The 14,333-nt window shown below is 40.2% G+C and carries 15 protein-coding genes; 8 read left to right on the top strand and 7 right to left on the bottom strand.

The features are described 5' to 3' along the window. Window positions 1-66: 66 nt before the first annotated feature. From GNF10_RS00930 to GNF10_RS00915, 4 genes are all read right to left on the bottom strand, one after another. Complete coding sequence (locus GNF10_RS00930; RefSeq protein WP_185587188.1) at window positions 67-630, bottom strand: 3'-5' exonuclease; 564 nt, start codon at window positions 628-630, stop codon at window positions 67-69. Window positions 631-840: 210 nt separating this feature from the next. Beyond that, window positions 841-1,302, bottom strand: a complete 462-nt coding sequence (locus tag GNF10_RS00925; RefSeq protein ID WP_185587194.1) for a hypothetical protein — start codon at window positions 1,300-1,302, stop codon at window positions 841-843. Between the two features lie 121 nt (window positions 1,303-1,423). Then, a complete protein-coding gene (locus GNF10_RS00920; RefSeq protein ID WP_185587186.1) occupies window positions 1,424-2,689 on the bottom strand; it encodes a response regulator in 1,266 nt (421 codons plus the stop codon). Window positions 2,690-2,841: 152 nt separating this feature from the next. Next, window positions 2,842-4,728 carry an ATP-binding protein gene (locus GNF10_RS00915; RefSeq protein WP_185587185.1) on the bottom strand — a complete coding sequence of 629 codons (1,887 nt, stop codon included), beginning with the start codon at window positions 4,726-4,728 and terminating at the stop codon, window positions 2,842-2,844. Window positions 4,729-5,004: 276 nt separating this feature from the next. Here GNF10_RS00915 and petN point away from each other — a divergent pair, with 276 nt between their 5' ends. From petN to GNF10_RS00880, 7 genes are all read left to right on the top strand, one after another. Further along, the gene (gene petN, locus GNF10_RS00910) at window positions 5,005-5,094 is read left to right on the top strand and encodes a cytochrome b6-f complex subunit PetN (protein WP_012408302.1); all 90 of its coding nucleotides are present in this window, start codon (window positions 5,005-5,007) and stop codon (window positions 5,092-5,094) included. 22 nt (window positions 5,095-5,116) lie between these two features. Then, on the top strand, window positions 5,117-5,263 hold the full coding sequence (locus GNF10_RS00905; RefSeq protein WP_185587196.1) for a hypothetical protein: 147 nt from the start codon (window positions 5,117-5,119) through the stop codon (window positions 5,261-5,263). A gap of 152 nt (window positions 5,264-5,415) precedes the next feature. Next, complete coding sequence (locus GNF10_RS00900) at window positions 5,416-8,544, top strand: GAF domain-containing protein (protein WP_185587183.1); 3,129 nt, start codon at window positions 5,416-5,418, stop codon at window positions 8,542-8,544. Between the two features lie 127 nt (window positions 8,545-8,671). After that, window positions 8,672-8,830, top strand: coding sequence for a hypothetical protein (locus tag GNF10_RS00895; protein WP_185587182.1), 159 nt, complete (start codon window positions 8,672-8,674; stop codon window positions 8,828-8,830). Further along, on the top strand, window positions 8,814-9,041 hold the full coding sequence (locus GNF10_RS00890) for a hypothetical protein (protein WP_260446045.1): 228 nt from the start codon (window positions 8,814-8,816) through the stop codon (window positions 9,039-9,041). The genes GNF10_RS00895 and GNF10_RS00890 overlap by 17 nt, the downstream gene beginning before the upstream one ends. Further along, the gene (locus tag GNF10_RS37780; RefSeq protein WP_221643576.1) at window positions 9,038-9,187 is read left to right on the top strand and encodes a hypothetical protein; all 150 of its coding nucleotides are present in this window, start codon (window positions 9,038-9,040) and stop codon (window positions 9,185-9,187) included. Before GNF10_RS00890 ends, GNF10_RS37780 begins: the two co-directional genes overlap by 4 nt. A gap of 371 nt (window positions 9,188-9,558) precedes the next feature. After that, window positions 9,559-10,587 carry an HNH endonuclease gene (locus GNF10_RS00880; protein WP_185607101.1) on the top strand — a complete coding sequence of 343 codons (1,029 nt, stop codon included), beginning with the start codon at window positions 9,559-9,561 and terminating at the stop codon, window positions 10,585-10,587. Window positions 10,588-10,802: 215 nt separating this feature from the next. On the opposite strand, the gene GNF10_RS00875 is transcribed toward GNF10_RS00880, so the two are convergent. The 3 genes from GNF10_RS00875 to GNF10_RS00865 are packed head-to-tail and all read right to left on the bottom strand — an operon-like array spanning window position 10,803 to window position 13,698. Beyond that, window positions 10,803-12,209, bottom strand: a complete 1,407-nt coding sequence (locus tag GNF10_RS00875; protein ID WP_185581485.1) for an NAD(P)(+) transhydrogenase (Re/Si-specific) subunit beta — start codon at window positions 12,207-12,209, stop codon at window positions 10,803-10,805. Then, window positions 12,206-12,499: an NAD(P) transhydrogenase subunit alpha gene (locus GNF10_RS00870; protein WP_185581484.1), complete on the bottom strand. Its 294-nt coding sequence runs from the start codon at window positions 12,497-12,499 to the stop codon at window positions 12,206-12,208. The genes GNF10_RS00875 and GNF10_RS00870 overlap by 4 nt, the downstream gene beginning before the upstream one ends. 32 nt (window positions 12,500-12,531) lie before the next feature. Then, a complete protein-coding gene (locus GNF10_RS00865) occupies window positions 12,532-13,698 on the bottom strand; it encodes a Re/Si-specific NAD(P)(+) transhydrogenase subunit alpha (RefSeq protein ID WP_185581483.1) in 1,167 nt (388 codons plus the stop codon). A 361-nt stretch (window positions 13,699-14,059) separates the two neighbouring features. Between GNF10_RS00865 and GNF10_RS00860 the strand changes: the two genes are divergently transcribed. Beyond that, window positions 14,060-14,236: a hypothetical protein gene (locus tag GNF10_RS00860; protein WP_185592661.1), complete on the top strand. Its 177-nt coding sequence runs from the start codon at window positions 14,060-14,062 to the stop codon at window positions 14,234-14,236. The last annotated feature ends 97 nt before the right edge of the window (window positions 14,237-14,333 follow it).

Here is a 14,333-nt window from a genome sequence, read left to right as displayed (position 1 = left end):
TTCTAGCAACAATCTTCGTAATTTACCGCAAAACTTTAAAATGGTATATTACGAATTTTCCATTATTTAGTTTATTTTGATGCTTTTAATCTGTCTGTAGATAGATGCAATATTGTGAGCATCATCAATGCCACGATGATGTGTACCTTTCAATTCTATCCCTAGCTCATTGAGAGCTTGTGCCATACCAAATTTTTTAGATACGGCAAGATATTCTGAAAATTCCTCTTTGATATTTATGTGTTCTGAAGTAAAAGGATAAGGGAAATTATGAAACGCGCAATCTTGAATAAATTGCTTTTTATCGTAATTACCCCAAGAACAAAAAATATGATTGGGAAATGAATAAATCCATTCTTTAAATCGAGAAATTGCCTCAATGAATTTTGGTGCTTCATCAATATTTTGCTGCCGAATACTAGTCAGTTCGATACAAAAGTCTGTCAATTGTGGATGTCTCACAGGTTGGATGAATTGCTGAAACTCAGAATCAATTTCCCATGTTGCTCGATTGAGCATCACCGCACCGATTTCAATGATTTCCATTTCGTGACGAGGAATAGTCTTCTTGTCACAGCACGTAGCCTCCAAATCGACTATCAGATAATAGTGGGATATTTTAGTTTGCATATTAAGTAACAAATACGGAGAACCAATAATAGCAAAAATTTATACTTGCATCTGGAATTAACACAATATATTACACAAGCCATACTTGTAAGTTTATTGTATTAAGCATACTACAAAGTCGCAATGCTTCCAGCTTTTTATCTATTTGCGCCACAACCCCTGGTAGGATTTCACATCTATATGGGGCTACTATACTTAGAGAAAGGAAATTTAGATGGATGAAAAAGGTTTAACCCAACGGAGTTTAATCGCAAGATCAAGAGCGATCGCAGCAAACGCAAACCACAATAAACTTTCTGCCGCTATTACCAAAAAAGACCAAATTGTGATACTTGAATTCAACCCAAGCTCTATCTGAGCCAATCCCCGCACCAAACCAAAGGACAGAACCCCACCAGCTTTGAGTTGGGGATTTTTATCTGAGCGGATGATATAGCGGTAAGTGACACCAAATAGTAAGCCACTAAAAATTGCGATGCCGCAACTGGCGGCAAGCTTTGCGAACGCACCACTCACCCACAAGTGCCAGTTAATATCACTGTGCAGACTTGCAAGGTTCTGAAAATACTTTGCTAGTACAAAAGTATTTAAAAGACTGAAAAGTACAAAAGCAAAACCCACAGAGAAACCTCCAACTATTCCAGCTTTTAGGGATTCTATGCGTTCTGCCATTAATTGAGGATCTAAAATTGGATTCACTCTATATATGAATTAGTGATTATGTATTGGAAAAATTTTTCCTTGTCTCCAGTATGATAAATGCTAAAGCAGCTTTGTAATTAATTAAATGCTTTTATTTTATGGGAATTTTGATGATAAATTCGGTTCCCTTACCTGGTTGAGAATTGACATCTAATACACCTTTGTGTTTTTCTACAACTATTTCATAAGCGATCGACAAGCCAAGTCCAGTGCCTTTACCAACAGTTTTTGTGGTAAACAACGGCTCAAACAAGCGTTGTTTAAGCCGTTCAGGAATACCAATCCCATTGTCAGCGACCCGAATTATAACCAATTGTTCAGAATCTATTTCTGTTACAATTTTAATCTCAGGAATTAGATTACTCAATTTGCCTTGCATTATAGCTTCATCAAGGGCATCAATTGCATTTGCCAGAATGTTCATAAATACTTGATTCATCTGCCCTAAATAGCAGTTTACCTCTGGTAATACTCCATAACTTTTAATAACTTCAATACCCGGACGCTCGCCGTTGGGTTTGAGGCGGTGTTGCAAAATCATTAGTGTACTATCTAGTCCTTGGTGCAAATCAGCAAGTATTTTTGTATCACTATCCGAGCGAGAGAAGTTGCGGAGTGAATTGGAAAGGTTTTGAATTCGTTCACTTCCTAGCTGAAGTGAGTTCACAATTTTTACCATATCTTCGAGAACGAAGTTCAGATCCAATTTTTCAATCGCAGTGGTAATTTTAGCTGTTGGGTTGGGATACTCTTGTTCATACAGTAGGAGCAACTCGGTTACTCCTGCAATGTATTCTTCCAAGGGTGGAATATTGCTGGAAATAAAATTGATAGGGTTGTTGATTTCATGGCCAATACCAGCGATTAACTCTCCGAGTGTTGATAGTTTTTCTTGCTGTACGAGTTGGACTTGAGCTTGTTGCAAAGCCTTGGTGCGATCGCTAACTTGTTGTTCTAAAGATTCAGTCAATTTTTTGAGTTGCAAATGTACGCGCACTCTAGCAATGACTTCCTCTTGGGCAAACGGTTTAGGGATATAATCTACTGCGCCAAGGGAAAATCCCTTTGTTTTGCTTTCTGTATCCGCTAAGGCAGTGGTGAAAATAATTGGAATGTTTTGGGTGGCAGGATTGGCTTTGAGACGACGACAAGTTTCAAATCCATCAATACCCGGCATTTGTACATCCAGCAAAATCAACTCTGGCTGATTGCGTTCAGCCTGAGCGATCGCAGTTTCTCCATCCACTGCAACACGGAAACGAAAACCCTCACTATTTAGCGCTGCACACAGGACAGATAAATTTGTGGGATTATCATCCACAATTAAAATAAATCCGTTATTTAGAAGTTTGATCATGATGAATTGGAAATTGGAATTTAACTGAAATTAAGTAAGTTGGTAGAAAAAAAACAAATTATATTACGAAACGTAAATAGTCTTAAAGTTCTTACTAATGACCAATGACAAATGACAGCCCTTGCCAATTAGCTTTAATTGCGCCAACTTACTTAATTGATGTGTTTTTCAATAAAAGTTTCCAAACGTTTGAGTTGGAAATTACTAGCAAGCTGCATGAGTTGCTGGGAAAAGATGTTTAGCTTTTCATCAGATGCAGAAAGTTGTTCAGCTAGTTCTAAAATATGTTGAATGTCGCCGTCTTGTGATAGTTCGAGTAACTCTTGCAAAACATCTTTGCTAGGGCAAATCATCTCATTTTGTTGATTAGAACCATCTTTAGAGATTTTCTTAATAGCCTCTACCTTAGCGTCAAAAATCCATTCCAGTTGTAAAAACTGTCGTAGCATTTCCAGCATATTTTCAGCTTCTACAGGCTTTGGTAAAAAGGCATCTGCACCTACATCAATACTTTTGTGCTGGTCGACTGCAAACACACTTGCTGACGAAGCAATGATCGGAATCTCTTTGAATGCCCCAGACTGACGCAAACGACTAATTAACTCAAATCCATTCAATATCGGCATCACTAAATCAGTGATAATCATGTCTGGTTTGTGGGCTAGAGACTGTACCCATGCTTCCTGACCATTAGTAGCTTCTACAACAGTAAACCCAACTGGCTCTAGTAAATTTACAATTACCGATCGATTTTCCCATTTATCATCCGCAATCAAAATGGTGCGCCTTTGTCCTTGATAACCAATAATAGTTCCCTGCTCAACTACTCTAGAAACCTTTGCCCAGTCTTTAGATTCTGACAAATTTGCCTCAAACCAGAAAGTGCTACCTTTGCCAAATTCACTTTGCACTTTAATTTGACCACCCATCAACAAAACAATTTTTTGGCTGATTGCTAATCCTAAGCCTGTACCTTCAGATTGTCGTTTCTGACTCCCCACTTGCTCAAAGGGCTGGAAGATTTTTTCAGATTGTTCAGGAGTTATGCCAGTGCCAGTATCTACTACCTCAAAGCGAATTTTATAGTTAGTTTTTCCATTAGTATTTGATTCTTGATTAATGACCTGAGTTTTGAAAGTGACACTGCCTTGATGAGTAAACTTCATGGCATTACTAAGCAAGTTAATCAACACTTGCCGCAAGCGTTTTTCATCAGCATGAATACCCGTTGGTAAATCAGGATCGATTTCAATGTGAAATGCGATGACTTTTTGTTCTGCCCTGATGCGGCAAATTTCAGTCACGCTATCTATAAAGGCAGGCAAGTAGAAATCAACAGGATACAATTCCAACTTCCGGGCTTCGATCTTGGAGAGATCCAGGACATCATTAATTAAGGTTAGAAGATGAGAACCGCATTGATAAATAATGCTGAGTCCTTTACGTCCTTTTTCACTTAAAGATTCTGTGCGTTGGAGAATTTGTGTATAGCCCAGGATGCCGTTAAGAGGTGTGCGTAGTTCATGACTCATGTTAGCCAGAAATTCACTCTTAGCTTGGCTGGAGTTTTGAGCAACTTCTTCTGCTTGACGTAGTTCTTTCTCGATGCGCTTGCGCTCAATAATTTCTGTTGAAAGGACTTGATTAATAGCCTCTAACTGGGCTGGACTGGGTAGTGCCAGAGCTTGAGGCATGAGGTAAAATAACGCAAATGCCGTGTATATAGAAATAATGGCAGTTAAAGCTTTTAAACCACCTGCAATCCAATAGTCTGGATACCAAAGCGTCCAAATATCCATTAAGTGTCCAGTACCGCAGGCAATGATAAAAGCACCAAATAACAAAAAAACTCCATTAAAAGGAACGTCTTTGCGTTTGGAAATGAAGTAAATCAGTAGAAAGGGAATAGAATAATAAGCCAGAGCGATCGTGGCATCAGAAATAATGTGGAGCCAAACTAACCCACTTTGCCAGAGATAACAATGTCCGTGGGGAATAAAACCGTTGGATTGGAAAGGATAGTTGAAAAATGTCGGCATAATACTAGGGTTGTTGGATTTGAAATATATACCCGTAAACCTAGTATTCCCAAACCATGAAGTAGGAAAGCGCGATCGCTATTTTTTCACATTCGTCTTTATTAATGCTTGAAGTGCTAGCTTACCAATAAAAATGGTGTATATTTTGCGTAGGCGTAGCCCATCGTAGACATCGCCAGCCAAAGTTACAATGCCATTTATAAAAAAATCTCAGCCTGCCCAATCCCTGTATGATAAATATTAGAAACCTTTTGTAATTATTTGAAAAGCAGGACTATGGAGATTTTGACACTAGGTTGGGTATCGCTGTTAGTTGTGTTCACTTGGTCAATTGCAATGGTAGTTTGGGGACGTAACGGGCTGTAGAGGCATTGTGGAAAGTCCATTTTTGAGTATTTTAACAATAGTAGCCGCAGTGCTACTCGTAGGAGTTACTGGTGGTATTGGTTATTTAACCGTGGCAGATTGGCGCGATCGCCGTCGCCGAGATGAAGAGAAACGCACCAGCCGCAGCGCCACTCCCAAGCGGCGATAATTTTCTCGTGGTTGAAAAATGTTCTTGTAGGGACACGATACTATCGTGTCCCTATATTGTTTTTTGGCATTCTCAGAAAAGAACTGTTACCTTTGCGATCGCAACGGGAATCATGAGATAGAAGACTTTCAATATTTAAAGTCCCACTGGGAATGGAAAACTCCTCTACTACTCAACCCATAGAACCAAATTCAGAACGGCAAGAATCTCATTCAGATGTGACATCCTCCTTGCGTCAGAATGAGCAACAAAAAGCCTTATCTGGGGTTATTGCCCGTATTCGGGAGTCTCTAGACATAGAAACTATCTTCAAAATTACAGTCACTGAAGTTCGCCAACTTCTGAAAAGCGATCGAGTTGGCGTGTTTCGTTTTTATCCCGAATTGGGATGGGAAGGAGAATTTATCTATGAAGATGTGGGAGCAGAATGGGATTCGGCACTAACAGCCAAAGTGCGTGACCACTGCTTTAGTGAGGAGTTTGCAGGTTTATATCAGCAAGGTCGGATTAGAGCAATAGCTGATATTTATCAAGTTAATGCTAGTGATTGCTACATCCAGATTTTAGAAAGATTCCAAGTTCGTGCTAATATAATTGCCCCCTTGATCAAAGGTAAAGATTTATGGGGATTGCTGTGTATTCATCAGTGTAGTAATCCTCGGCAATGGGAAGCATCAGAAATTGAGTTTGTGCAATTAATCGCCGAACATCTGGGAGTTGCTTTACAGCAAGCAGATTACCTAGAACAAGTAAAACTACAATCAGCAGAACTAGCACAAGCAAAAGCCAGAGAAAAAGCAGCCCAATGGCAAAGAACCATCGCCATAACCATTGAGAAAATTCGTCAGTCTCTAGACTTAAAAAGTATTTTCCACACAACCACCGCAGAACTTAGGCAGCTGCTAAATGCTGATCGCGTAGCTATTTATCGCTTCAATCCCGATTGGAGTGGTGAATTCGTGTTTGAATCAGTGGCAGAGGGTTGGATTTCCCTCATTGATGAACAATTACAGAGGCCGGAATTGAGTGAAAATGTCAGTGAATGTAGCGCCAAAGATTTAGCTAAACCTCCAGTCGCTGACACCTACTTACAAGATAGTGAAGGTGGTAGCTTTAGCAGTTGTGAAGTATACCGGATTTGTAATGATATTTACAATTCAGGCTTTAGTGACTGCTACATTAAAATCTTAGAAATCTATCAAGCAAGAGCTTATGTGATTATTGCGATTTACCACGGTCAGAAGCTCTGGGGCTTGCTAGCAGCATACCAAAATGCCAGAACTCGTGATTGGCAAAAAGATGAGGTTTACTTGCTTACTCAAGTTGGCACTCAACTAGGTGTAGCTTTGCAGCAAGCGGAATTTATCCAACAAATGCAGATTCAAGCAGCAGATATCAGCAAAGCTGCTGAAAGGCAAAGGGCATTAGCAAACACGGTAGAAAAAATTCGTCAGTCTCTTGATATTGAAGCCATCTTTAAAACCACAACTCAAGAAGTTCGTCGCTTATTAGAAGTGGAACGAGTCGCAATTTACCGCTTCTATCCTGACTGGAGTGGCGAGTTTGTCGCTGATTCTATTGTTGATGGCTGGACACCAATGGTTAAGCCACAGCCTGTGACAGAAGGCGTTCTTGTGCAAGGAAAGCAAGCAGGTAAGTATGCACGCAATGAAGTTTTTGTCCCAATTTCTCAGGGTGAGAAGCTGTGGGGATTGTTAGTAGCTTATCAAAACTCCCAGCCCCGTTATTGGCAAGATGAGGAAATCAACTTATTGGCACAAGTTGGCGCTCAATTGGGGGTAGCATTACAGCAAGCTGAGTCTTTGAAACAGATGCAGGTGCAAGCCCAAAAACTGGCTAAAGCCGCCGAACGAGAACGGAAAGCAGCCGAAAGGGAGAAGGCGCTAGCTGCGACAGTGGAGAAAATTCGCCAGTCTCTTGATATTGATACCATCTTTGCCACCAGTGCAGAAGAAGTCCGACGACTATTGGAAGTTGATCGAGTGACAATCTATCAATTCAAGACTGATTGGAGTGGCGAATTTGTTGCTGAGTCTTTAGCCCAAGGTTGGAAACCAGTAAAGGAAATTTTACCTGTAGTTGCAGATGATTACTTACAACAAACCCAAGGTGGAAATTTTGCTAATGGTGAAAGTATTGCTATTAAAGATATTTACAGCGCCAACTATTCTATCTGTCATATTACTCTGCTTGAGCTAATGGAGGCTAGGGCATATATAATTGTGCCGATTTTCCAGGGCGAGAAACTTTGGGGATTACTAGCAGCTTATCAAAATCTCAAACAGCGTGATTGGCAAGAAGATGAGGTAGATTTGCTGATGCAAATTGGTACTCAATTAGGGGTAGGACTTCAGCAAGCGGAATTACTTGAACAAACTCAACGTCAAAAAGAAGAACTTACCCAGACTCTTAAAGAATTACAAAACACTCAGAGCCAATTGATTCAAAGTGAAAAAATGGCAGGTTTAGGGCAGTTAGTTGCTGGTGTAGCACATGAAATTAACAACCCGATTAGTTTCATTTACGGCAATATCATCTATGTTACGGAACATGCCGAAAATTTATTTAAATTACTCCGTCTTTATCAGAAACAGTATCCAAAGGGAACAGGAGAAATTCAAAAGCAAGCAGCAGCAATAGATTTAAATTTTATTAGTGATGACTTGCCCAAAATATTGACTTCCATGAAGATGGGGGCAGAGCGAATCTCTCAACTCGTCTTGTCATTACGAATTTTTTCTCGGCTTGACGAAGCAGGAATCAAGCCCGTTAACCTTCATGAAGGTATCGACAGTACTTTGCTAATTTTACAACATCGACTGCAACCACAGAATAATTCTTTTGCTATTGAGGTAGTTAAGGAATATGGTGAATTGCCCCCAGTAGTCTGTTATGCAGCGCAGATGAATCAGGTGTTTATGAATATTCTCAACAATGCGATCGATGCACTAGAAAACTCAGCAACTTGTGGAAAAAAAATTGACAATCTTAAAATTTGGATTCGTACAGAAATAATCGAAGGGAATAGTATTCTGATTTGGATTGCCGACAATGGTTGTGGGATTCCAGAGATGATGCGATCGCGCATTTTTGAACCTTTCTTTACCACCAAACAACCTGGACAAGGGATCGGTTTGGGATTATCTATTAGCTACCAAATTATTGTAGAAAAACACGGCGGTAATATCAAATGTGTTTCTGAACCTGGTAATGGCTGTGAGTTCTGGATAGAAATTCCGATTAAAGGGATAGTTAGTTAAGGAAAAAATAGGCGATGTATTCTTTATGAGAGGCTACGTCAGAAGACACACAGGAAGGAGAAAAAAGGCGATCGCACTGTAGAGATTTTTGCAGGCGATCGATCGCTCTTTTTAACAAACCGCAGAGATGCAGAGGATACAGAGGGAAGAAGATAGCGATCTTTGGGAGTTTTATATATCGCTTTTTTCCTTCGCCCAAAATCGCGGCGAAGCGATCGCCTACTCCAAATCTTCTATACTTGTACTATGTAAAGGTAATCAAATTCTCTATGATTACAAACACTAATACCCAAATGAAAACCAATCAATACCGATTTGCTCAAGAATTAATCACAGATACTCAAGGTAATATTCGTAAAGTAATTATAGATTTTCAAGACTATCTACGCTTATTAGAAGCGATTGAAGATGAAGGATTGATATTAGCAATCAATGAAGTACAGCAAGAAACCCCATTAAATATTAATGAAGCATTAGCCGAATTAGAAAGAGAGTGAATACCCAGTATATATCCAGTTTTATTAAAGATTTAAAAGCGATCAAAAGTACACCTTACTATGAGGCGATTAAAGTACTTGCTTTTGAAGAAATACCAAAAATAGCTAACTTTGAAGAAATTACTAATATCAAAAAGCTTCAATGATATGAAGATATTTATCGTATTCGTATAGGTGATTATCGGATCGGGATTATATTTGACGGTGAAACACTAATCTTTCAGCGTGTGTTACATCGTAAAGATATTTATCGATATTTTCCTAAGTAAGTCAAATTAGTTATTTTGTGGAATTGTGCGATCGCACAATAGAGATTTTGCAGGCGATCGCACTTTTTAACGAACCACAGAGGCGCAGAAAAAACAGAGGAACAGAAGAGGGCGATTCCATTCTGGGAGATTTTGCAACAATTTAATAGGCGATCTTTAATTATCGCATTAGTATGCAGCTAATGATAACTTTAGTTTTATTTTGGGAACTCTAATAATAAGGGTTGCTAATAATAACAATTTTTTCAATGGTAAAATTAATTTTTGAGCCTATAACACCTAGAGCATGGTTACTACTAAGTTATGGTGATAACCGACAACATGCTGGTAATCTTGGTTATGCTGACGAAATTTCTAAGGTATATTACTATGACAGCTTTGTACCAAATTGTCGTCAATTAGCTGAAGGTGATTTAGTTTTATTGCAGGATAAAGATCAACTCCTTGGTGTTGCCAGGATAGAAGTAATTAGCAGCTATCAAGAACCAAAACCTTTATCGCGTTGTGCTTCATGCAATACTACAAAAATCAAAGGACGATTAAAAAAGAAGCCTGTTTTCCGTTGCACCTTGTGTCATAATGAATTCGATACACCTATTATTGAGTATAAGCCTTGCGAAAAATTTATTGCTGATTTTGGTAATACGTTTGTCAAAGCAGAGGGAACTATTAAAATTAAGGAGCTAAGACAAGCTTGCCCAAAATATAACGGACAGTTTTCAATGCAGTTAATTAATTTGCAGCAAATCGAATCAATGTTATTTAAAAATGCACCTACAGTTACTAAATTAATTAATAAAAATAATAGTTTTAAGTATATAAAAGCTGATGATGCTGATGATAATGAAAATACAAATGAATATTTTATTACAGAAGAAGATAGCCGCGAAACTGTATTTCGGCAAATCAAAGAACGTCGTGGACAGTCCACATTTAGAAACTTGTTGCGTCAACGCTATGGCGATCAATGTATGATTAGTGGGCTTAAATTACTTGATGTTTTAGAAGGCGCTCATATCTCACCCTATCGTGGTATTGATGATAATCATCCAGATAATGGACTTTTGTTACGTGCAGATTTTCATACTTTATTTGATCTTAATTTGTTGGGGATAAACCCAGAATCTCTAGAAGTGAGATTTCATCCAAAAGTTATGGGAACTGGTTATCAAAAATTAGAAGGCAGAAAACTTAAATGCTCTAAATATAAACCAAGCCAGTCAGCACTTGAATCTAGATGGAAGCAATTTTTAAACCGTCTTAACGAAGATAATTAAAATTGAAAGTTTAATTAAAAAGCTTACCTTAAAATTTTTAAATTCCAAAATAAAAATAAGTCAACTCTCTTAAATTCTTTCTCTTCTTTGCGCCGCCTTTGTGTGAGACAATCTTAAAAAAACTTGCCTCAGAAGCATCACACCCCCAAAGCAAGCCAACTCTCTACATTCTTTCTTTACTTCGCGCCCTTTGCGCCCTTCGCGGTTCGTTTCTCTTAAAGTTGCTTCACTTCCGAAACCAACTTCGCCACCATATCCTTAGCACTACCAAAAAGCATCGTAGTTTTATCCTTGTAGAACAACTCATTATCTACACCGGCAAAACCCGTACTCATCCCGCGCTTAATTACAATCGTCTGCTTCGCCCGATCTACCTCCAAAATCGGCATACCATAAATTGGGCTATTTGTATCACTCCGCGCCGCCGGATTTACCACATCATTTGCCCCAATTACTAAAGCCACATCCGCTTGATCGAACTGGGGATTAATATCATCCATGTCATACAACTGCGTATAAGGCACATTTGCCTCCGCCAGCAACACATTCATGTGCCCCGGCATTCTCCCAGCAACGGGGTGAATGGCATACTTGACATCAACGCCCATTTTTTCTAACTGATCTGACAATTCCCGGACGCTATGTTGCGCTTGAGCAACCGCCATACCATAACCAGGCACAATTACCACAGAACGGGCATAACCCAACATCATCGCCCCTTCTTCAGGATCGATGCTGCGGACGCTTTGATCAGTTGCACCACCACTAGCACCACCACCACCAGAACTAGAACCAGTACCAAAAGCGCTGAACAGCACACTAAATAAGGAGCGGTTCATCGCCTTACACATAATCTCGGTGAGGATTAAGCCAGATGCCCCTACCAAAGCACCCGCGATGATTAACATATTGTTCATCACCACGAACCCAGCCGCCGCCGCCGCCACACCTGACAACGAGTTCAACAGCGAGATTACTACTGGCATATCGCCGCCACCAATGGGGATGACGAACATCACGCCCAGCACTAAGGAAACGCCAACCACCCCCAAGAATATGGGTAAGCTATCTGGTGTGATGATTAAGTAAGCACTACCTACTATATAAGCACCCAGAAGTAAGAGGTTAAATGGTTGCTGGAATGGAAATGTAATCGGGGAACCGCTAATTAAACCTTGCAATTTGGCAAAGGCTAAAAAACTACCTGTGAAGGTAACACCACCGATTAACACGTCCAATAGCATGGAAATGTTGACATCTAGCGGTATCGGCTGAGAACTATCTAATAACCGCCAGAATTCTGCAACGGCTACTAGTGCCGAAGCCGCACCACCCAAACCGTTGAGTAAACCCACCATTTGGGGCATTTCGGTCATTTGGACTTTGTAAGCTACGATCGCACCAATTCCCGATCCAATCGCCAAGCCCAACAATATCATCTCGTAGTTCAACACATGTTGATCGAGCATTGTCGCTGCGATCGCCAGCAGCATCCCCACAGCCGCTACAATATTACCGTTTCTCGCTGTAGCAGGTGATCCCAGCTTTTTCAAGCCCAGAATGAATAACGATGCAGCGACTAAGTACGTCAGCTGAATGCCAGTTGGTAAAAAGTCGCTCACGCCTTAATCTCCTTCTTCTTGAACATTTGCAACATTCTGTCTGTCACTAAAAAACCACCCACAACGTTGATTGTTGCCAGTACCACAGCAATCAAGCCGAGAATTACAGATACACTTGTGTCTTTTGCACCAGCAGCAACTATTGCTCCCAGTACCGCAATTCCAGAAATCGCGTTTGAGCCTGACATTAACGGTGTGTGTAGAGTCGGTGGGATTTTGTTGATGACTTCAAAGCCGATAAAAGATGCCAATACAAATACAAACAAAGCAGCAAGTAATGCCTCTGTCATGCTTGAAAAACTCCTTATGATATATTTGGCTATTAACCTGCTCCAACGCCGCTCAAAGCTTGTAGCGCATCCCGCACTCGTTGATTGCGAATTTCACCTGCGTGGGTAACGCAAGCTGCATCAACGATGTCGTCGCTAAAGTCTACCTGCAAAGCTTTGTCTTTAATTAGCAATTGCATCAACGATGTGACGTTCTTGGCATACAGTTGGCTGGCGTGAATTGGCATCGATGATGGGAGATTGATGGGGCCGATAATTGTCACACCGTTCCACACAATATCTTTACCTGGTTCTGTGCAGGCGCAGTTACCACCCTGTTCGGCGGCTAAATCCACAATTACTGAACCTGGTTTCATTTGTGCCACCATTTCTTCTGTAACTAGCCGTGGTGCTTGTCTCCCAGGAACTTGGGCGGTGGTAATCACCACATCAGAATTCTTAATGTGTTCGGCGACAACTTCTTGGGTACGTTGTTTGCTAGCTTCAGAGATTTCCTTGGCGTAACCACCAGCAGCGACGGTTTCTTCGTCTAATTTGACTTCAACGAATTTTGCCCCTAAGCTTTGCACTTCTTCTTTGACGGCGGGACGGATATCAAAGGCTTCTACAACTGCTCCCAAACGTCTGGCGGTGGCGATCGCTTGCAATCCCGCTACACCAGCGCCCATAATAAATACTTTCGCTGGAGCGATCGTTCCTGCGGCTGTGGTTAACATTGGGAAATATTTTGGTAACGCAGCTGCCGCAATTAATACTGCCTTGTAACCTGCTAATGAAGCTTGCGAGGACAAAGCATCCATACTTTGCGCCCTGGTAGTACGGGGGATCATTTCCATACTCAAGGCTGTGATTTTCCGATTTGCCAGTTGCTCTGCTACAACAGGATTTCCTAAAGGATTGAGGAAACTGACTAATACAGCCCCTTCCTTTAACAAATCAACTTCTGAACGTCCATCTTCTCGTTCTTGTGGTGGGCTGACTTTCAAAAGAATATCTGTTTCGCCCCATAATTTGGCAGTATCGCCAATTATTGTGGCTCCTGCGGCTTCATAGTCAGTATCGCTGAAGAAAGATCGCTCTCCTGCACCTGTTTCTACCCAGACTTCCAAACCTTGTTTTACCAATCGAGCAACGGTGTCAGGAATTAATGCCACACGACGTTCACAAACTTCAATTTCTTTAGCAACTGCTATTCTCATGAAATCTCCTGAAGATAAATACCTAATCTCTGCCTAGTAAGTGATTGTCTAGATGAGGGATATCCCGTATTCATAGTACTTAGGCAGGAACATCAGCTATGATTTTTACTTGTAGATTGAACCTTGAAACTTTCCTCTCCCACTCTTAGCTGTCCAGGCAATGCCTGACTTTGCCGCTCGCAGATGTCATATTTTCAGATAGTTGCAAACAGGGTTACGTATTGCACATCCTAAATTGATTCCCAAATTTTGCATCTTTATCTTCAGCTTATTTTCGGGATTGAGAAATTTTGGTATTCCTGTCTTATAGAGTAATATTGACCCAATTTTGAAGGCTTTATAATTTCCAAATCAAATTTTAATGATTACGACTTTGATTCCAATCCAACTTATTTTAATCAATTTAGCCCAACTTAACTGGCGATCGCTGATGGCACGCCTCAATTTTTATAACAAAATTCTCAAATTTAGATACACTTATACATATTTAGAAACACAATCCAATCCCAACGGTGTTTCTATTGAGTTCAAAATTTGACCAACCTAGTCATCAAATCAGTACTCTATAAGGGTAATAAAGTAAATTATTTGCATGTAAAATTTGTTGCTAAGTAATTTTACTGCCGTCTAAACAT

Source organism: Nostoc sp. UCD121 (assembly GCF_014222285.1).
In the GTDB taxonomy this organism is placed as follows: domain Bacteria; phylum Cyanobacteriota; class Cyanobacteriia; order Cyanobacteriales; family Nostocaceae; genus Nostoc.
Note: the sequence above shows the minus strand (reverse complement) of the source record. Positions and strands in the feature narration are given on the sequence as shown.